The organism is Amycolatopsis minnesotensis (assembly GCF_039529815.1).
GTDB lineage: Bacteria > Actinomycetota > Actinomycetes > Mycobacteriales > Pseudonocardiaceae > Amycolatopsis > Amycolatopsis minnesotensis.
Genome location: NZ_BAAANN010000006.1, coordinates 217,124 through 234,959, shown reverse-complemented (window position 1 = coordinate 234,959; position 17,836 = coordinate 217,124). Strand labels below are relative to the sequence as shown.

Genomic DNA, 17,836 nt, shown 5'->3' with positions numbered 1-17,836 from the left:
CCGGGGTGCACAAAAGTGCACCCCGGCCGTGCGCCCGGATGCCATGCGGCAGCGGGCCCGCATGGGTCACACTCGGGCGGGCGAGGAGGTGGGATGGCGACAATCGGACAGCGCTTGCTCAGCGGTCTGCGGCGGCAGGGGCAACACGGGCGGACCAGCCTCGAACTGGCGGGCCTGTCGCTGGTGACCCTGCTGTCCGCGCTGATCACCCTGCTGGGGCTGCTGGGGCTGTTCTTCGGGCTCGTCTCGATGACGACCTCGGTGATCGAGAACAGCAGGGAGCTGACCAACGGCTACCGGCGCGGGGCGAAGGCGTGGGCCGGGATCACCATCGAAGTGCCCTACCGCGCCCAGCCAGGACGGCAGGCGTCCGAACCGGACTGGGTGCGGAAGCTGCGGTCCTTCGGCGGGCCCGCCCTCGCCGGGCAGCGCAGGCGGGCGCACCACCTGCTCGGCGATCCCGCCACCTGGCGCGACCTGGTGTGGATGCTGCTGAACCCGATCGCGGCCGTGCTGTGCGGCCTGCTGCCGCTCGCACTGGTGATGTACGGGTACGCCTTCCTCGCCGGGCCCGCGGTGTGGGTGCTCGTCAGCGGTCACCAGCCCTACGCCGCGCCCACCGGGTTCTGGGACGCCGTGCGGTGGCCGACGTCCGGGATGGGTGACCTGGTGTGGCTCGCGATCCCCGCGGGACTCGCGCTCACCTTCGGTCTCGGCGCCGCCTCGGGGCCGCTCCTGCGCGCGCAGTTCCTGTTCGCGAAGTCGTTGCTGGGACCGACGGGGAGCACCCAGCTCGCCGAGCGCGTGCAGGAGCTGACCGAGACCCGCGCGCACGCCACGGACGCGCAGGCTGCCGAACTCCGCCGCATCGAACGGGATCTGCACGACGGCGCGCAGGCGCGGCTGGTCGCCGTCGGGATGACGTTGCGCACCGTCGAACGGCTGCTCGACACCGATCCGGCGGCGGTCCGCGACCTGGTCGTCGAAGCGAGGGAAACCTCGGCGGCCGCGTTGCAGGACCTCCGCGATCTCGTCCGCGGCGTGCATCCGCCGGTGCTCGTCGAACGCGGGCTCGTCGACGCGGTGCGCGCGGTCGCGCTCGACACGCCCGCAGACGTCACCGTCGAGGCGGATCTGCCGGGTGCGCCGGAGCCGCCCATCGAGGCCGCCGTGTACTTCGCGCTGTGCGAGCTGCTCGCGAACATCGCCAAGCACGCCGACGCCGACCACGCCACGGTGGGCCTCGGCCACACCGGTGCCGTGCTGCGCGCCTGGGTGACCGACGACGGCCGCGGCGGCGCGACCGATCAGGACGGCGGTGGCCTGCACGGCGTGCGACGGCGGCTCGCTACCTTTGACGGCACCCTGACCGTGGCGAGCCCGCCCGGCGGCCCCACGACCGTGACGCTGGAGGTTCCGTGCGTGTTGTCCTCGCCGAAGACCTCTACCTCCTTCGGACCGGGCTCGCGCGGCTGCTGAGCGCCTACGGCTTCGACGTGGTGGCCTCCGTGGCGACCGGCCCCGAACTGCGCGCCGCGCTGGCCGAGCACGAACCCGACGTCGCCGTGGTCGACGTGCGGCTGCCGCCGACGAACACCGACGAGGGGCTCAAGGCCGCGCTCGCGGCACGGCAGGAGCGCCCCGGCTTCCCCGTGCTCGTGCTCTCCCAGCACGTCGAACAGCTCTACGCGCGCGAACTGCTCGCCGACGGCGTTGGCGCGGTCGGGTACCTGCTCAAGGACCGGGTGTTCAACGACGACCAGTTCATCGACGCGGTGCGCCGGGTCGCCGACGGCGGCACCGCGATGGACCCGCAGGTGATCTCGCGCCTGCTGACCGGCAAACCGCGCCGCGGCCCGCTGGCCGAACTGACACCGCGCGAACGCGAGGTGCTCGAACTGATGGCGGAGGGCCGCTCCAACGCCGCGATCGCCCAGCGCCTCCACCTGTCCGGCAGCGCGGTCACCAAGCACACCGCGAGCATCTTCGGCAAGCTCGGGCTGCCGCCGTCGGACGACGACAACCGCCGCGTGCTGGCCGTGCTCACCTACCTCAACGGCTGACCTCGCGAACCAGCACGATCGCGCGCGCCAGCGTGGAGAGCCGGTCGTCGACGGTGTCGCCGGCCGGGTACAGCCGCACGGTGTCCACCCCGGCCTGCCGCCAGGCGCGCAGCCGCTCCTTGACCATCGGCTCGGTGCCGATCAACGTCGTCGCGAGCACCATCTCGTCGGGCACCGCGGCGGCGGCCTCGGCGCGCCTGCCAGCCACCCACAGCCGCTGCACGCGCTCGGCGACCTCGGAAAACCCTTGCCGCGCATAGGCTTCGTTGTAGAAGTTGCTGGTGGCCGAACCCATCCCGCCGAGGCTGAAGGCGAGTCCCGGCTTCCTCGTCGCCACCATCTCGGCCACATCGTCGCCGAACGCGACCTCGGCGCCCTGGCAGACGTCGAGGTCCGAAACGGCCCGGCCCGCCTTGCGCGCCCCCTCTTCGAGATGGGTGAAGTACGCGGGCGCGCCCTCGGGGACGAAACTCGTGCCGAGCCATCCGTCGGCGATCTCGCCGGTGAGCCGGAGCATTCCCGGGGAAAGACTGGCGAGATAGATCGCAATGTCGGAATTCGTTGGCTGACTAAGCCGGATGGCCTTGCCCTCTCCCCCCGGCAGCGGAAGCTGGAAATGGCGGCCTTCGTATTCCACGCGTCCTTCCGCGAACACCCGCCGAATGATTTCGACGGTTTCGCGGAGCCTGCCGAGCGGATGCGCGAACGGCGTGCCGTGCAGGCCTTCGATCACCTGCGGGCCCGAGGCGCCGAGCCCGAGCGCGAACCGGCCCCCGGAGATCCTGGCCAGCGTCAGCGCGGTCATCGCCACCAGCACCGGCGACCGGCTCCCGATCTGCAGCACGGCCGATCCCAGCGTCATCCGCTCGGTCTTGGCGGCGAGGTAGCCCAGCGGCGACGGAGCGTCGCAACCCCACGCCTCCGCGACCCAGCACAGGTCGACGCCGAGCCGTTCCGCCTCCACCACGTAGTCGACCAGTTCCGGCCATGGCGCGGCCTCGGCGGAAAGCTGGATCGAAACACGCATCAGCGCGCGGCCCGCTCGGCTAGCTCCTTGATGCCCGCGACCGTGGCCAGCATGTTCTCGCGGTGCTCGTCGAGCCGCCGCTGGATGATCTTGTCCTCCTTGTCCGGCCTCCGGTCGATGGCGACGGTGAGCCCCGACCAGCCGGGGCCGAGGCGGACCCACTGGCGCAGCAGCGTGCCGTCACCGTCCGGTTCGAGCTCGAACCGCCACGACGCGGCCGGGTTCGCGGGGTCTTGAACAGCCCATTCGAGCACCACCGGCTCCTCGTACCGGACGACGTGGCTGGTGGTCTCCCACTCGCCGATCTGGGGATGGCGGTTCCGTCCGACGAACCGGGCGCCGACCGCGGGCGCCGCGGTGTCCGGGTGCCAGCTCGCGCCCTGGAACTCCTTGGAGAACCGCGCTGGCAACTCGATGTCGCAGACCCATCGCCACACCTCGGCCGGTGCGGCTTCGATCCTGACCTCGACCTCGGTGGTGGGTCCTTCCGCGAGCTTCATCGCACTCTCTTTCCCCGACCGGTACGCCTGTACACTGACCGTACCGCCACGAACGCGTGAAGTCGCCAAAACTCCCTCGCGCGGACGCCGGAAAATCGATCACGAAGGCAATTCGAAACGTTCGTAGGGTGTCTGCGTCCGTCCAGCCCATTGCCCGCCACCGGCCATTCTGTGAGGATGCTTCGATCCGGGGGAAATCGACCCCCGTTGAGTGAAGGTTCCCGGAGGGGTTCATGCGTAGGTGGTTGACGAGGTGCTTGACGGCCCTGATCGCGGTGCTCGCGGTCGCCGGGCTCGTCCAGCCCGCCGCGGCGGGCGCGGCGGGTGCGGTGAAGGAAGACATCAAGGACGCGCTCGCGCGCATCCCCGGTCTCAAGATCGTTTCTGAGGGGCCCGCGCCGACCGGGTACCGCTTCTTCAAACTGACCTTCACGCAGCAGGCCGACTACACGAACCCCAAGGCGGGCACGTTCGAGCAGCGGCTCACCCTGCTGCACCGCGACACCGACGCGCCGACGGTGATGTTCACCAGCGGCTACAACGTCTCCGAGTCGCCGAACCGCTCGGAGCCGACCCAGATCGTCAACGGCAACCAGGTCTCCATGGAGTACCGCTACTTCGCGCCCTCGCGGCCCACCGCGGAAAACTGGGCGAAGCAGCTCACGATCTGGCAGGCCGCCGTCGACGAACACCGCATCGTGCAGGCGTTCAAATCGGTCTACCACGCCAACTGGCTCGCCACCGGCGGCAGCAAGGGCGGCATGACGGCGACCTACTTTCGTAGGTTCTTCCCGAACGACGTGAACGGCACGATCCCCTACGTCGCCCCGAACGACGTGATCGACCCGCTCGACTCGTACGACAAGTTCCTGTCGAAGGTCGGCAACGACCCCGGCTGCCGCGACGCGCTCAAGGCCGTGCAGCGCGACACCCTCAAGCGCCGCGACGAACTCGGCGCGCTCGCCGAGCAGGCCTCGAAGGAAAACGGCTTCACCTACAAGATCGTCGGCTCGATCGACAAGTCGCTGGAGCTTTCCACCATCGACTCGTACTTCGCGTTCTGGCAGTACCAGACCCAGGCCGACTGCGCGACCGTGCCGAAGCCCGGCGCGCCCGCCAAGGACCTCTACGCCTGGTTCGAAAAGGTGGGCGCCCTGACCGGGTACTCCGACCAGGCCCTCGTCGGCTTCGTGCCCTACTACTACCAGGCAGCCGTCCAGCTCGGCGCGCCGGAGGCGTACGACAGCTACCTGCGCGACCTGCTGCGCTACCCGGGCGAGGACGTGCCGAAGACGTTCGTGCCGAAGGAAATCAAGCGGCCGAAGTTCGACTACCTCGCGATGCCGGACATCGACTTCTGGGTCCGCACCCAGGCGAAGCAGATGCTCTACGTCTACGGCGGCAACGACCCGTGGAGCGCCGAGCGGTTCGCACCGGCGAAGTTCCCGTGGAGCGACAACCACGCCTACACCGTCCCGGCCGGCAACCACGGCTCGAAGATCGCGCAGCTGCCGGCCGAGCAGGCGGCCGAGGCCACCGCGACCGTCCGCAAGTGGGCGGGGCTCCCGGCCCAGGCCCCCGACGCCCGCGCGTTCTCCACGCAGAGCGCGCCCGCCGGGTTCCCGCTGTTCGACGCCGATCTGATGATGATCGACCGCCCGAAGTTCTGATCGCGGCCGGGGAAGGGGGCCCGCCTTCGCGGGCCCCCTTTCCGCTGGCTCACCCGTTTCCGGAGATTCTCGGAGAGGACCCATGCACAGCTGGTTCAAGAAAGGCCTGACGGCCGCGGTCGCGATGCTCGCGATCACCGGCCTCGCCCAGCCCGTCGCGTCGGCGGCGCCGGGCGGCGCACCGGAGGACATCACCGTCGCGCTCAAGAAGATCCCCGGGCTCAAGATCGTCTCGGAGGACCCGGCACCGACCGGGTACCGCTTCTTCAAGCTCACCTACACCCAGCCCGCCGACTACACCAACCCCAAGGCGGGCACCTTCGAGCAGCGGCTCACCCTGCTGCACCGCGACGTCACCGCGCCGACGGTGATGTTCACCAGCGGCTACAACGTCTCCGAGTCGCCGAACCGCTCCGAGCCGACCCAGATCGTCAACGGCAACCAGGTCTCCATGGAGTACCGCTACTTCACGCCGTCCATCCCGGCGAAGACGGACTGGCACAAGCAGCTCACGATCTGGCAGGCCGCCGTCGACGAACACCGCATCGTGCAGGCGTTCAAATCGGTCTACCACGCCAACTGGCTCGCCACCGGCGGCAGCAAGGGCGGTATGACCGCCACCTACTTCCGCCGCTTCTTCCCGAACGACGTGAACGGCACGATCCCCTACGTCGCCCCGAACGACGTGGTCAACGAGCACGACTCGTACAACAAGTTCCTGTCGAAGGTCGGCGACCCCGGCTGCCGCGACGCGGTGAAGGCCGTGCAGCGCGACGCCTTGAAGCGCCGCGACGAACTCGGCGGGCTCGTCAAGCAGGTGTCCGACCAGAAGGGCTACACGTACAACGTCGTCGGCTCGCTAGACAAGGCGATCGAGCTGATCATCACCGACACCTACTTCACCTTCTGGCAGTACCAGCCCCCGACCGAATGCGCGAACGTGCCCAAGCCCGGCGCGCCCGCGAAGGACCTCTACGCCTGGTTCGAGAAGGTCGACAGCCTGACCGGGTACGCGGACCAGGAGGGCGCGAGCACCATCGCGTACAACTACCAGGCCTCCTACCAGCTCGGCTGGTACGAAACCTACGACGCGCACCTGCGTGACCTGCTGCGCTACCCGGGCACGTTCGTGCCGTGGACCTTCCTGCCGAAGGAGGTCAAGCGGCCGAAGTTCGACCACTTCGCGATGCCGGACATCGACTTCTGGGTTCGCACCCAGGCGAAGGACATGCTCTACGTCTACGGCGAATACGACCCGTGGGGCGCGGAGCGGTTCGCACCGGCGAGGTTCCCGTGGAGCGACAACCACGTCTACACGGTGCCGAAGGGCAACCACGGCGCCAAGATCGCACAACTGCCCGCCGATCAGGCGGCCGCGGCCACCGCGACCGTCCGCAAGTGGGCGGGGCTGCCCGAACAGGCCCCGGACGCCCGCACGTTCTCCGCGCCGAGCGCGCCCGCCGGGTTCCCGCAGTTCGACGCCGACCTGATGATGATCGACCGCCCGAAGTTCTGACCGCGCGCAGAAGAAGGGGCCCGCTGCGTAGCGGGCCCCTTCTTCGCGCCAGTCATGGCCACGTTCAATTGGCCGTGGCGACGAGCTTCGTCGAGCCGTCGGGCCGCTCGAGCTTCATGGAATGCGTTCCGACGAGGCCGCTCATGATGCACTCCTTGAACTCGTTGCGGCTGAACGGTCCCGAGAACAGGTCCTTTCCGCCCTGGACACGGCCTTCGCACTTCCACCCGTCCGGGCTGTTGGCCTTCACCTGCTTCACCTCGGACTTGTTATAAGGCCATTTGCCCGAGCAGACGTTGTCGGCGTCGGTCACGATGCAGATATCGGCCACGTACGAGCCGAACTGGGAGAACCGGAAGTTGTACGTCGTCGCCGCCTCGCTGGTACCGGAGCCAGCGAGCGCGCTCGCGCCGATGGCACCCGAGACCGCGACGGTCGCGAACACCTTGGAAAACACACTCATTCCGCACGCGCCCTTCGAATTTCCGCGAAACCGCCGGGCCGCGCGGGGTCGAGCAGAGCTCTTCCGCCACGCGGCATCGATCTCCACCGTAGGGCGCGCTTCCTGGTTCCGGCCCGGGGATGAACCCTTCGAGCGAAAACCGGGCACGTTAGGGCATCGGTCCAGCGCCGAAACCCGTAGCGGAACGGCGGCCACGGTGGGAGCACCACGAGCGGGGAACGCACACGACCGGCGGCGGGCGCGTCCTCGTCCGGCTCCGGTCTACTTGATGCCCGCCGCGTCCATACCGCGAAGCTCCTTCTTCAGGTCCGAGATCTCGTCGCGCAGCCGGGCGGCCAGCTCGAACTGCAGGTCTCGCGCGGCCTGCATCATCTGGTCCGTCATCTGCTGGATGAGATCCGCCAGCTCGGCGCGCGGCATCTTCGAAACGTTCTTGTCCACCAGCACACCCGAGCTGCGGCCGCCGCCCTGCTCCGGCTTCTTGCCGCGCGAGGCGTTGCGGCCGGACCCGCCGACCGCGACCTCCTCGGTGTCCTCTGCCTCGGTGTAGACCCGGTCCAGGATGTCGGCGATCTTCTTGCGCAGCGGCTGCGGGTCGAGCCCGCGCTCGGTGTTGTACGCGGTCTGCTTGGCGCGCCGGCGGTTCGTCTCGTCGATCGCGTGCTGCATCGAATCGGTCATCTTGTCCGCGTACATGTGCACCTGGCCGGACACGTTCCGCGCCGCGCGGCCGATCGTCTGGATCAGCGAGGTCCCGCTGCGCAGGAAACCCTCCTTGTCGGCGTCCAAAATGGACACCAGCGACACCTCGGGGAGGTCGAGCCCCTCGCGCAGCAGGTTGATTCCGACGAGCACGTCGTAGTCGCCGGCGCGCAGCTGGCGCAGCAGCTCCACCCGGCGCAGAGTGTCCACTTCGGAATGCAGGTACCGCACCCTGATGCCCAGTTCGAGCAGGTAGTCGGTGAGGTCCTCGGCCATCTTCTTCGTCAGGGTGGTGACCAGCACGCGTTCGTCCTTCTCCGCGCGCTCCCTGATCTCGTGCACGAGATCGTCGATCTGGCCCTCGGTGGGCTTCACGATCACCTCGGGGTCGATCAGCCCGGTCGGCCGGATCACCTGCTCGACGAACTCGCCGCCGGCCTGCCCCATCTCGTACGGGCCGGGCGTGGCCGACAGGTACACCGTCTGGCCGATCCGGTCGGAGAACTCCTCCCAGGTCAGCGGCCGGTTGTCGACCGCGCTCGGCAACCGGAACCCGTGCTCGACCAGGTTCCGCTTGCGCGACATGTCGCCCTCGTACATACCGCCGATCTGCGGCACGGTGACGTGCGACTCGTCGATCACGAGCAGGAAGTCCTCCGGGAAGTAGTCGATGAGCGTGGCGGGCGAGGTGCCCGCTTCCCGGCCGTCGATGTGCCGCGAGTAGTTCTCGATCCCGGAGCAGAACCCGACCTGGCGCATCATCTCGATGTCGTAGCTGGTGCGCATGCGCAGCCGCTGCGCCTCCAGCAGCTTGCCCTGCTTCTCCAGCTCGGCGAGCCGCGCCTCCAGCTCGGCCTCGATGCCCTTGATCGCCCGCTCCATCCGCTCCGGGCCCGCCACGTAGTGGGTGGCGGGGAAGATGCGGACCTCGTCGACCTCGCTGACGATGTCGCCGGTCAGCGGGTGCAGGTAGTACAACTTGTCGACCTCGTCGCCGAAGAACTCGACCCGGATCGCCAGCTCCTCGTACGCCGGGATGATCTCGACGGTGTCGCCGCGGACGCGGAACGTGCCGCGGGCGAACGCGACGTCGTTGCGCGTGTACTGCACGTCCACCAGCGCCCGCAGGAACGTGTCCCGGTCGACCTCGCCGCCGACCACGAGCTTGCTCGAACGGTCGAGGTAGGACTGCGGGGTGCCGAGGCCGTAGATGCACGACACGCTCGCGACCACGATCACGTCACGCCGGGACAGCAGGTTCATCGTGGCGGAGTGGCGCAGCCGCTCGACGTCGTCGTTGATCGACGAGTCCTTCTCGATGTAGGTGTCCGTCTGCGCGATGTACGCCTCGGGCTGGTAGTAGTCGTAGTAGCTGACGAAGTACTCGACCGCGTTGTTCGGGAACAGGTCCCGCAGCTCGTTCGCGAGCTGGGCGGCGAGCGTCTTGTTCGGCGCCATCACCAGCGTCGGCCGCTGGACGCGCTCGATCAGCCACGCGGTGGTGGCCGACTTGCCCGTGCCGGTGGCACCGAGCAGCACGGTGTCCTTCTCGCCCGCCCTGATCCGGCGCTCCAGCTCGTCGATCGCGGCGGGCTGGTCACCGGCCGGCTTGTAGTCGCTGACCACCGTGAACTTCCCGTCGGCGCGGGGCACCTCGGAGATCGGGCGGAACTCGGACTGGGCGAGCACGGGGTGTTCGGTTGCGAAAGCCACGAGGACCAGGGTAGGCGCAGGCACCGACAGTTTCAGCGGCCCACGGTCCGGACAGGCTCAGCAGTCGCACGCGCAGTCACAGCAGTCACACCCGTCACAGCAGTCCGGCCGGCTGGCGTCGATCGGCTTCCCGCTCCACGGGCCGGGGTACGGGTCGCGGCAGCAGACCTGGCACGTGCCGCACTGGTACGCCGCGACGGCGCAGCCGAAGACCAGGTTGCGCCGGACCGCGGGCACCCGGAACCTCGGCACCCAGCAGCCGCCGCCCTTCCCGTCGTAGTACGGGTCAGGGGCACCGCCGGACGGCGGCTCCGGCGGGCCCGTTGGCCCGGGTGCGCCGGGTGGCCCCGCCCACTGTCCGGGCGCCGGCCGCGCGCCCCGTGACCCCTGGGGCCCGTGCTGGGACGGCCCTCCCGGGTACGCGGCGCGGGCGAACGTCCTGGCCACCGAGTGCCGCAGCTCGTGGACGAGCAGGGCGTGCACGAGCGTGGCATCGGCGAACACGGCCTCGTCGAGCGCGAGCCGGACGCCGAGCACCGCGTCGTCGCACAGTCGCCTGGCCCCGGCCCGCGAAGTTCCGGTGGCCACCAGCGGGTTCCAGGCTCCGGTGCGTTCGTCCTCCGCCTGGTCCTCGACCGCGTCCAGCAGGTGCGCGACGCGCCCGAACAGGCGCCCCGCTTCCCGCAGCGGCGCCTCGTTCGCGGCGACCCCGGAGAGGACGGCGGTGTGCGCGAACGCGGCGGCCGTCGCGCGCTCGGTCGGCCCGGTGGCCACCAGCACCGGGTCCCCCGTCCCGATCGCGCGCTCGAGTCCGGCCTGCCCCGCGACCGCCTCGGCCAGCACCGCGGTGTCGAATCCCAGACCGGCTCCGGTGCGGCCGGCTTGCCGGGTCCAGCGCGCGGCCATCCTGCGCCCGGCGCCCGCGACGGCCCGGCGGCCGAACACGCCGTCACCGTCCTCGGCGTGGTCGCCGATCTTCGCGGACGCGAGCACGAGCGACACCGCCGCCGCGAGGCGCGCGCCGTCGCCGTGCGAGACCGAGGTGCCGCGCATGCCGCGCAGCGGGCACGGCCCGGCGCGCCGCCTGCCGCCGGGCACCTGCGCCTCGACGAGCGCGGAGACGACGAGTCCGTCGTGGTTGGTGACCACGCGCGCGAGCTGGCCGTGCTCGTCGCGCAGCGCGAGGCACAGCCCGCACAGGTGCGCGAGCCAATCCGCGTGCAAGCCTTCGGACAGCCGGTGACGGCAAGGACGGATGATCCCGAACACGAACTCCCCCAGAGGTCGATCCCGACGCGGACACCCTAGCGCCGGTTCACCCGTCGTCTCGGCGGTGCACGGCAGGATGGCGGCATGACCGACGTGCACCCGCCCAAGCTCGAGATCTTCGACCTGGACCGGCGGACCAACACCGATCCGAAGGGGATCTCCCGCGAAGTCGAAGAGTTCCGGGTGGAGCCGTTCGGCCTGTACCTCGCCCGCCCTGCCCCCGGCCGCGCGCAGTTCCACTACCTGGAGTCGTGGCTGCTGCCCGAGCTCGGCCTGCGGATCACGGATTTCTGGTTCTCCCCCGGCCACGAACGCGACCAGGACTTCTACCTCGACGTCGTCGAGGTGGCGCGGGAGGGCTCGCGCTGGTTCGCCACCGATCTCTACCTCGACATCGTGCTGCGCGAAGGCCGCGGCCTCGAAGTGCTCGACACCGACGAACTGCTCGCCGCCGCGCGCCACGGCCACGTCGACGACCAGCGCGCCACCACCGCGCTCGAACGGACCTACGCCGCGGTCGACGGGCTGGCGCGCCACGGCCACCGGCTCGGCGCCTGGCTGTCCACAATGGACATCACGGTGAGCTGGCGGCGGCATCCCCGCTCAGACCGGGACTGAGCGCGCGAGGTCGCGCCGCAGGAACTCACCGGTGTGCGAGCCCTCCGCGGCGAGCAGATCGGCGGGCGTGCCTTCGAAAATCACCTCCCCGCCGTGCCGCCCGGCCTCCGGGCCGAGGTCGACCACCCAGTCCGCGCGGACGATCACGTCCGGGTCGTGCTCGACGACCAGTACCGTGTTGCCCGCGTCCACCAGCCGGTCGAGCAGGCCGACCAGCGCGCGCACGTCGGCCATGTGCAGCCCGGTGGTCGGCTCGTCGAACACGTACACGGTGCCGGTCTCGCGCAGCCGGTGCGCGAGCTTGACGCGCTGGCGCTCGCCGCCGGACAGCGTGGACAGCGGCTGGCCGAGGGTCAGGTACCCGACGCCGACCTCGTGCAACGTGGCCAGCCGCCGCCGGATCACCGGATCGTCGAAGAACCCCAGCGCGTCCTCCACCGTCATGCCCAGCACGTCCACGATGGTCCGGCCGCCCACGCGGTGTTCGAGCACCTCGTCGGCGTAGCGGCGGCCTTCACACTGTTCGCAGGTGACGGTGACCGGGTCGAGGAAGGCGAGATCGGTCTCGAGCACGCCGCGCCCTCCGCAGCCGCGGCACGCGCCGGTCGAATTGAAGCTGAACATCCCGGGCGACACGCCGTTCACCTTGGCGAACAGGGCCCGCACCTGGTCGAAGATGTCGACGTAGGTCGCCGGGGTCGACCGGCTGGACACCCCGATCGCCGACTGGTCGACCATGACCGCGTCCGGGAACCGCGCGCGGAACTCGCCGGAGAGCGAACTCTTGCCGGAGCCCGCGACCCCGGTGACCGCGGTCAGCACGCCCTCGGGCACGCGCACGGAGACCCCTTTCAGGTTGTTCCGGCGCGCGTCGCCGATCTCGAACCAGCCACGCGGCGCACGGGGCTCGGCCTTGACCTCGGGCGTCCTGCCGAGATGACGCCCGGTGACCGTGCCCGCGGCGCGGAGCCCGGCCACCGTGCCTTCGAACACGACCTCGCCACCGGCGGCACCCGAGCCCGGGCCGAGATCGACGACGTGATCGGCCACCGCGATGACGTCCCGGTCGTGCTCGACGACCAGGACCGTGTTCCCCTTGTCCCGCAAGGCGATCAGCAGCTCGGTCAGCCGGTGGACGTCCCTCGGGTGCAGGCCGACGCTCGGCTCGTCGAAGACGTAGGTCATGCCGGTGAGGCTGCTGCCGAGGTGCCGGACCGTCTTCAGCCGCTGCCCCTCGCCACCGGACACGGTCGAGGTTTCCCTGCCGAGGGTGAGGTACCCGAGCCCGATGTCCTCGAGGCGGCGCAACGCGGCCAGCGCGGCGCGCGCCACCGGGGCGGCCACAGGATCGTCGAGCGCGGAAAGCACCTCGATCAGGTCGCTGACCTCCATCGCGCAGTAGTCGGCGATCGAGTGCCCGCCGATCTTCGACGCCAGCGCCGCCGCCGAGAGCCTGCCGCCGCCGCACACCGGGCACGGCCCCTCCGCGACCATCTCGCCGAACGCCTCGCGGTGCTTTTCCTTGACCTCGCCCGCGTCGCGGTTGAGGTGCAGGCGGGTGAACCGCCGGACCGCGCCCTCGTACTCGTTCTGATACTTGCCCGTCTTGCCGGGCCGCTCGACCTTGAACCCGCCGCCGTGCAGCAGCAGCTCGCGCTCGTCCGCGGTGAACGCGCCGACCGGCTTGTCCGGGTCGAACAGGCCCGACTGGGCGTAGAGCTGCCACTGGAAGGTGCCCGGCGCGAAGGTCGGGAACCGCAAGGCGCCTTCGTTCAGCGACTTCCGCTCGTCGAGGAAACGGCTCAGCTCGACGGTGGTGGTGCGCCCGAGCCCGTCGCAGCCGGGGCACATCCCGCTCGGGTCGTTGAACGAGTAGGCGTTCGACGGGCCCGCGCTCGGTGCGCCGTGCCGCGAGAACAGCACGCGCAGGATCGGGTTGATCTCGGTCATCGTGCCGACCGTGGAGCGCGCGTTGCCGCCGACCGGCTTCTGGTCGACCACGATCGCGGTCGTGAGGTTGTCGATCACCTCGGCGCGCGGGCGCTCGTACTTGGGCAGCCGGTTACGGACGAACCAGCCGAAGGTCTCGTTGAGCTGGCGCTGCGACTCGACCGCGATCGTGCCGAACACGATCGAGGACTTGCCGGAGCCCGACACCCCGGTGAAGACCGTGAGCAGGCCTTTCGGGATCTCGAGCGAGACGTTCTTCAGGTTGTTTTCGCGTGCGCCGGTGATCACGATGTGATCGCCCGCGGTGGGCGCGGGCGGCGGCAGTACAGGGGTGCCCATACGGCGGAACGTAGCGAAGACCCCCGACAGAATCCCGCCGCCAGTCGTCGGATCGGGTGACGGGGGCCACTCTTGCTATCTGCGTGAACCGAATCGCCTCTTGTTACGTCGGAGAGGGCGCAGGAGCAAGAGGGGAGCTCCCGCCACGAGGCTGGTCGGCATCGACGTGCTGGGGGTATGCCGACCAGCCGATCGTGGCCCCGGTTCCGCGAAGGCCGGTCAGCCTTCCGGCGTCCAGCCGGAGCGAGCGGCCCAGTCCTCGGCCCGGCGGAACGCCGCGTTGACCCAGCCCTGCTTTTCTTCCGCATACGGCTCGACCGTGCCGTCGTGGGCGTGCGCGTCGGCGAGGCCCTCCTTGACCGCGGCGTACGCATCCCGTTCGCCGGGGTTCTGCCGCAGCCACTCCGCGAACAGCAGCGCGAGCCGCCACGCCGGCGTCTCCGGCGAGCGGACGTGCAGGTTCACCGCGCGGCAGGGGTCGGCGCCGTAGTGGAACCGCTTCGGCCAGGTGCCGGTACCGTCCTGCGCGTCGTCCCGCCAGTCGCCCGCCGCGGGCGGGAAGCCCGCCGCGGTCAGCGCGTCGGCGAGTTCGTCGGCGCGGTCGAGCGAGTCCACGGTGAGCTGCAGGTCGAGCACGTCCTTGGCGAGCAGGCCCGGCACCGACGTCGAGCCGATGTGGTCGACGCGCCGGGCGCGGTCCCCGACCGCGGCGCGGATGCGGGCGATCGCGCGCGCGGCCTGCACGGGCCAGGCGGGGTCGTGGGGCACCAGGCGCGGTGAGCTCGCCGCGCGGGGGCGGTGCAGCCGGATGTTCGCCTCGAAGGGCACCAGCCGGTCGGCCCACAACGAGTCCACTTCGGACAGCACGGCGTCCTCGTGGCCGCCGTTGTCGAGCCACACGTCGGCGACCGCCCTGCGGTCGGCCTCGGTGGCCTGTGCGGCGATGCGGGCGCGTGCGTCGTCCTCCGCCATCCCGCGCGCGGAGACCAGGCGGCGCACCCTGGTCTCCACCGGCGCGTCGACCACGACCACCACGTGGTAGTGCGGCGCGAGACCGCCTTCGACGAGCAACGGGACGTCGTGCACCACGACGGCGTCGGGCGCGGCCTCGCCGATCAGCTCGGCGGTGCGGGCGCCGATGCGCGGGTGCGTGATCGCGTTGAGCGTTCGGCGAGCCTCGTCACTCGCGAACGCCTTCGCGGCGAGCGCCTGCCGGTCGAGCGCACCGGTGGCGGTGAGGATGTCCTCGCCGAACGCGGTCACCAGTTCGGCGAGTCCTTCCGTGCCCGGCTCGACCACCTCCCTGGCGATCCGGTCGGCGTCGACGACCACCGCGCCGTGCTCGGCGAGGCGCGTGGCCACCGTCGACTTGCCCGCTCCGACGCCCCCGGTCAACCCGACACGCAACATGGGCCGCATTCAACCAGCACGGTCGTGGACCCGCGGCGCGGGCCGCACCCACTGATGGGTGTTTCACAAGATCAACAAGGCCCGTGACTCAACTGATATGGGTGACACGCCGATGGGTTACCGCCGATTTTCGCGGCCGTTGCGTACCGTGCGGCGCGAAGGTAGCCCACACGGAGGAACGATGCCCTCGAGCAAGCACGCCGGAAGGCACCGGCTCGGCACGCCGGGGCTCGTGCACTGCGTCATGCATCGCCCCGTCGAGGACGCGCTGACCGAGTTCCGCCGCACTTGGTGGCGAGCGCTGCTCGTGCCCGCGAAGCACAGCCTCGCGGGCCTCCGCCGCCGCGCCGTCGTAGCGGCTCAGGAACGGGCCTGGGCGCCCGCCACCACCTGAGCCCCCCGCACTGTCACCACGCCCGCACGCGCGCGGGCGTGACCGCGATCGGCACCGAGTAGTCGCCGAAGAATCCTTCCACCGTCGTCTTCAACGCGCCGGTGATCAGGTGCTCGTACTTGGCGGCGTACGCCTCGCGGTACCCGTCCGCCGGGGTGCCGCCCAGTTCGGCCGTGCCGTCGATGGACACGATGGCGCCGCCGTGCCCGTCGCTGTCGAGGTGGAACGCCACCTTCGGGCCCGCTCCGATGTTGCGGGTCTTCCCGACGTCCGGCTGGCTCTGCACCCACAGCAGGCCGCCGTGCCACAGGAACCACACCGGCGAGGCCTGGGGCTGTCCCTTCGAATTCACCGTGACCAGCCAGCCCACCGTCTCCTTGGCCAGCCTGTCCGTGACGTCTCGGCTCAGCTCGATGCCGCTCATCGATCACTCCCTTCCGCGATGACGGGATCTTCGCGTTCACCGTGGCGGGCAAGATCTTCGCGATCCTGCGGCCCGCTCACGAACCGCCACGGATCAGCCTCAAGGGTGACCCCGATGAAGCCGAACGGCTGCGCGCCACCCACCCGGCGATCACCCCGGGCTACCGGCTGCACAAGCGGCACTGGAACACCGTGCTGCTCGACGGCTCGGTACCCGACGACCTGGTGCTCAGCCTCGTCGACGACTCCTACGACCTGGTACTCGCCTCGCTCACTCGCGCTCAGCGCGCGAGCCTCCGCTGACCGGCTCCCCCTCGTTAACAGGCTCTTCCTCCCCCGTGGCTGGTTCCTTCGGTGCTGCCGGTTCCCGGTGCTCGTCGGCACGCGAGAACCCGTCCCGGCAGTGCCGGGCGAAGCGCCTCGCTCCCGCTGTCATCCGTCCCACCCCGCTGTTTGGAGTAACACCGTTGTAGCACCGCGGTACGACACTCGCAGGCGGGTTTCCGCGGGCGGACGCCCCGTCGCGACGAGCGGCCACCCCCGCGCGGAAGAGGACTGCGCGGAGGCGGCTTCTCACGACGAACGGCTCAGACGAACGCGCTCTCCCCGGTGATCGCCTTGCCGACGATCAGGGTGTTCATCTCCCGGGTGCCTTCGAACGAGTAGATCGCTTCGGCGTCGGCGAAGAAGCGGGCGATGTCGTAATCGAGCACGATCCCGTTGCCGCCGAAGATCTCCCTGCTCCACGCGACGACTTCGCGCATGCGGGAGGTGACGAACGCCTTCGCCAGCGACGAGTGCTCGTCCTTGAAGATCCCCGCGTCCTGCAGCCTGGCGAGCTGGACCAGCATGCCCCACGAGGCGGTGATGTTGCCGAGGCTCTTCACCAGCAGGTCCTGCACGAGCTGGAACTTCGCGATGGGGCGGCCGAACTGCCTGCGCTCCTTCGCGTAGTCCAGCGCGAGCTCGTAGGCGCCGATCATCACGCCGAGGCCCTGCCACGCGACACCGCCGCGGGTGGCGCGCAGGATCTCCGCGACGTCGCGGAAGGAATCGATGCCCTGCAGGCGGTTCGTCTCGGGGACTCGGACGTCGGTGAGCGTGATCTCGGCGTTCTCCACGATCCGGAACGCGATCTTGTTCTCGATCTTGACCGGGACGAAACCCAGAGTGCCCTTCTCGACGACGAAACCCTTCACCTTGTTGTCGTCGACGTCGCGGGCCCACACGATCACAAGGTCAGCGAAGGTGGCGTTGCCGATCCACTTCTTGGCACCGTTGAGGATCCAGGTGTCACCTTCGCGCTTCGCCGTGGTGCGCATGCCGCCCGCGACGTCGGAGCCACCGAGCGGTTCGGTCATCGCGAACGCGCCGATCTTGTCCATCGCGGCCATCGGCGGGAGCCAGCGGTCGCGCTGCTCCTGGCTTCCGCCCGCGTACACCGAGTACATCGCGAGTCCGTTGTGGACACCGAAGAAGGTGGACACCGAAGGGTCGGTGCGGGTCAGCTCCATCGACATCATGCCGACGAGCAGGTTGCTCGCCGCGGGCCGGTGATCGCCGTAACCCTCGTAGGGCACTCCGGCGAGGCCCTGCTCGCGGAACTTGGCGATCAGCTCCTTCGGGAACTCCCCCTTCGCCCAAGCCTCGTTCACCATCGGCTTGATCTCGGTGCGCATGAAGGTGCGCGCCTGCACCAGTACCTTGCGCTCCTCTTCGGACAACAGGGTTTCGTAGTCGTAGAAGTCCGCGGTCAGCTGGTCTTCGAGCGTGGTCATC

The 17,836-nt window shown here is 70.0% G+C and carries 16 protein-coding genes; 7 read left to right on the top strand and 9 right to left on the bottom strand.

Going from position 1 to position 17,836, the window contains the following annotated elements; genetic code table 11:
• Positions 1-93: 93 nt before the first annotated feature.
• Together ABD256_RS10090 and ABD256_RS10085 are read left to right on the top strand one after the other, a co-directional pair.
• Positions 94-1,479, top strand: a complete 1,386-nt coding sequence (locus ABD256_RS10090) for a sensor histidine kinase (protein WP_344415997.1) — start codon at positions 94-96, stop codon at positions 1,477-1,479.
• The gene (locus ABD256_RS10085; RefSeq protein ID WP_344415995.1) at positions 1,419-2,063 is read left to right on the top strand and encodes a response regulator transcription factor; all 645 of its coding nucleotides are present in this window, start codon (positions 1,419-1,421) and stop codon (positions 2,061-2,063) included. Before ABD256_RS10090 ends, ABD256_RS10085 begins: the two co-directional genes overlap by 61 nt.
• Here the strand turns inward: ABD256_RS10085 and ABD256_RS10080 are convergent.
• The gene (locus ABD256_RS10080; RefSeq protein ID WP_344415993.1) at positions 2,053-3,090 is read right to left on the bottom strand and encodes an LLM class F420-dependent oxidoreductase; all 1,038 of its coding nucleotides are present in this window, start codon (positions 3,088-3,090) and stop codon (positions 2,053-2,055) included. The genes ABD256_RS10085 and ABD256_RS10080 overlap by 11 nt on opposite strands.
• Positions 3,090-3,590, bottom strand: a complete 501-nt coding sequence (locus ABD256_RS10075) for an SRPBCC family protein (protein ID WP_344415991.1) — start codon at positions 3,588-3,590, stop codon at positions 3,090-3,092. Before ABD256_RS10075 ends, ABD256_RS10080 begins: the two co-directional genes overlap by 1 nt.
• A gap of 245 nt (positions 3,591-3,835) precedes the next feature.
• On the opposite strand from ABD256_RS10075, the gene ABD256_RS10070 reads away from it, so the two are divergent.
• Positions 3,836-5,260 carry a S28 family serine protease gene (locus ABD256_RS10070; protein WP_425546425.1) on the top strand — a complete coding sequence of 475 codons (1,425 nt, stop codon included), beginning with the start codon at positions 3,836-3,838 and terminating at the stop codon, positions 5,258-5,260.
• Positions 5,261-5,342: 82 nt separating this feature from the next.
• Complete coding sequence (locus ABD256_RS10065; RefSeq protein WP_344415986.1) at positions 5,343-6,776, top strand: S28 family serine protease; 1,434 nt, start codon at positions 5,343-5,345, stop codon at positions 6,774-6,776.
• Positions 6,777-6,840: 64 nt separating this feature from the next.
• Here ABD256_RS10065 and ABD256_RS10060 read toward each other — a convergent pair whose 3' ends face one another.
• The 3 genes from ABD256_RS10060 to ABD256_RS10050 form a co-directional block, all read right to left on the bottom strand.
• Positions 6,841-7,326 carry a hypothetical protein gene (locus ABD256_RS10060; RefSeq protein WP_344415984.1) on the bottom strand — a complete coding sequence of 162 codons (486 nt, stop codon included), beginning with the start codon at positions 7,324-7,326 and terminating at the stop codon, positions 6,841-6,843.
• Between the two features lie 174 nt (positions 7,327-7,500).
• The gene (uvrB, locus tag ABD256_RS10055; protein ID WP_344415982.1) at positions 7,501-9,654 is read right to left on the bottom strand and encodes an excinuclease ABC subunit UvrB; all 2,154 of its coding nucleotides are present in this window, start codon (positions 9,652-9,654) and stop codon (positions 7,501-7,503) included.
• Between the two features lie 57 nt (positions 9,655-9,711).
• Positions 9,712-10,923: a DUF5685 family protein gene (locus ABD256_RS10050; protein ID WP_344415980.1), complete on the bottom strand. Its 1,212-nt coding sequence runs from the start codon at positions 10,921-10,923 to the stop codon at positions 9,712-9,714.
• A gap of 84 nt (positions 10,924-11,007) precedes the next feature.
• On the opposite strand from ABD256_RS10050, the gene ABD256_RS10045 reads away from it, so the two are divergent.
• Positions 11,008-11,541, top strand: coding sequence for a ribonuclease FAU-1 family protein (locus ABD256_RS10045; RefSeq protein ID WP_344415978.1), 534 nt, complete (start codon positions 11,008-11,010; stop codon positions 11,539-11,541).
• On the opposite strand, the gene ABD256_RS10040 is transcribed toward ABD256_RS10045, so the two are convergent.
• Both ABD256_RS10040 and coaE read right to left on the bottom strand, forming a co-directional pair.
• On the bottom strand, positions 11,527-13,830 hold the full coding sequence (locus ABD256_RS10040; RefSeq protein WP_344415976.1) for an excinuclease ABC subunit UvrA: 2,304 nt from the start codon (positions 13,828-13,830) through the stop codon (positions 11,527-11,529). The two genes, ABD256_RS10045 and ABD256_RS10040, sit on opposite strands and share 15 nt — an antisense overlap.
• A gap of 219 nt (positions 13,831-14,049) precedes the next feature.
• Positions 14,050-15,240, bottom strand: coding sequence for a dephospho-CoA kinase (gene coaE, locus ABD256_RS10035; protein WP_344415974.1), 1,191 nt, complete (start codon positions 15,238-15,240; stop codon positions 14,050-14,052).
• A gap of 181 nt (positions 15,241-15,421) precedes the next feature.
• On the opposite strand from coaE, the gene ABD256_RS10030 reads away from it, so the two are divergent.
• Positions 15,422-15,634, top strand: a complete 213-nt coding sequence (locus ABD256_RS10030) for a hypothetical protein (protein ID WP_344415972.1) — start codon at positions 15,422-15,424, stop codon at positions 15,632-15,634.
• A gap of 13 nt (positions 15,635-15,647) precedes the next feature.
• Here the strand turns inward: ABD256_RS10030 and ABD256_RS10025 are convergent, their stop codons facing one another.
• Positions 15,648-16,058, bottom strand: coding sequence for a pyridoxamine 5'-phosphate oxidase family protein (locus tag ABD256_RS10025; RefSeq protein WP_344415970.1), 411 nt, complete (start codon positions 16,056-16,058; stop codon positions 15,648-15,650).
• A gap of 2 nt (positions 16,059-16,060) precedes the next feature.
• On the opposite strand from ABD256_RS10025, the gene ABD256_RS10020 reads away from it, so the two are divergent.
• Positions 16,061-16,360, top strand: coding sequence for an MmcQ/YjbR family DNA-binding protein (locus ABD256_RS10020; protein ID WP_344416204.1), 300 nt, complete (start codon positions 16,061-16,063; stop codon positions 16,358-16,360).
• A 284-nt stretch (positions 16,361-16,644) separates the two neighbouring features.
• On the opposite strand, the gene ABD256_RS10015 is transcribed toward ABD256_RS10020, so the two are convergent.
• Complete coding sequence (locus tag ABD256_RS10015) at positions 16,645-17,835, bottom strand: acyl-CoA dehydrogenase family protein (protein ID WP_344415968.1); 1,191 nt, start codon at positions 17,833-17,835, stop codon at positions 16,645-16,647.
• Position 17,836: the final 1 nt, after the last annotated feature.

What these genes read in the sequence shown, in the direction of transcription:
- coaE (WP_344415974.1), bottom strand. Translation starts at nt 15,240, where the DNA reads ATGTTGCGTGTCGGGTTGACCGGGGGCGTCGGAGCGGGCAAGTCGACG.
- ABD256_RS10045 (WP_344415978.1), top strand. Translation starts at nt 11,008, where the DNA reads ATGACCGACGTGCACCCGCCCAAGCTCGAGATCTTCGACCTGGACCGG.
- ABD256_RS10080 (WP_344415993.1), bottom strand. Translation starts at nt 3,090, where the DNA reads ATGCGTGTTTCGATCCAGCTTTCCGCCGAGGCCGCGCCATGGCCGGAA.
- ABD256_RS10075 (WP_344415991.1), bottom strand. Translation starts at nt 3,590, where the DNA reads ATGAAGCTCGCGGAAGGACCCACCACCGAGGTCGAGGTCAGGATCGAA.
- ABD256_RS10090 (WP_344415997.1), top strand. Translation starts at nt 94, where the DNA reads ATGGCGACAATCGGACAGCGCTTGCTCAGCGGTCTGCGGCGGCAGGGG.
- ABD256_RS10040 (WP_344415976.1), bottom strand. Translation starts at nt 13,830, where the DNA reads ATGGGCACCCCTGTACTGCCGCCGCCCGCGCCCACCGCGGGCGATCAC.
- ABD256_RS10030 (WP_344415972.1), top strand. Translation starts at nt 15,422, where the DNA reads ATGCCCTCGAGCAAGCACGCCGGAAGGCACCGGCTCGGCACGCCGGGG.
- ABD256_RS10065 (WP_344415986.1), top strand. Translation starts at nt 5,343, where the DNA reads ATGCACAGCTGGTTCAAGAAAGGCCTGACGGCCGCGGTCGCGATGCTC.
- ABD256_RS10015 (WP_344415968.1), bottom strand. Translation starts at nt 17,835, where the DNA reads ATGACCACGCTCGAAGACCAGCTGACCGCGGACTTCTACGACTACGAA.
- ABD256_RS10025 (WP_344415970.1), bottom strand. Translation starts at nt 16,058, where the DNA reads ATGAGCGGCATCGAGCTGAGCCGAGACGTCACGGACAGGCTGGCCAAG.